Source organism: Fulvivirga imtechensis AK7, from assembly GCF_000331535.1.
In the GTDB taxonomy this organism is placed as follows: domain Bacteria; phylum Bacteroidota; class Bacteroidia; order Cytophagales; family Cyclobacteriaceae; genus Fulvivirga; species Fulvivirga imtechensis.
This window is the reverse complement of the sequence record NZ_AMZN01000166.1, coordinates 1-370: the sequence shown is the minus strand read 5'-3', so window position 1 is coordinate 370 and position 370 is coordinate 1. Positions and strand designations below refer to the sequence as shown.

Below are 370 nucleotides of genomic sequence, written 5' to 3'. Positions count from 1 at the left end.
CATCTGTTTCATAGATGAACTCTCCGATGTATTCTGTCTTTTTGATCAGGTTGTTATTGGCACCGTACACCTCCTGGGCCAGCTTGATGCCTGCCGCATCGTAGATGTATCTGATGTACTGCCCATCGGTTTTGATGACTTTTGCAGGTAAGTTGAGATGGTTGTATTCTATACTTGCTATCTCTTTGTTACGGTCTTTGATCATATTACCGTTTGAGTCATATTCATAGTCCGGGCCTGTGGGGTTTTTGTCGGCAAAGCCTTCCCAGCCTGCGGCATCGGCTACTGCTGACAGTTGGTTGCCATTGGTGTAGGTGTAGGTCAGCGCATCGATGGTGCGGAAGTCGGTGCCTATAGATTGCCTGTTGAG

At 47.8% G+C, this 370-nt stretch carries 1 pseudogene; it reads right to left on the bottom strand.

From position 1 onward, the window contains the following. Positions 1-370, bottom strand: a pseudogene (locus tag C900_RS27505) (hypothetical protein); the annotation flags it as partial.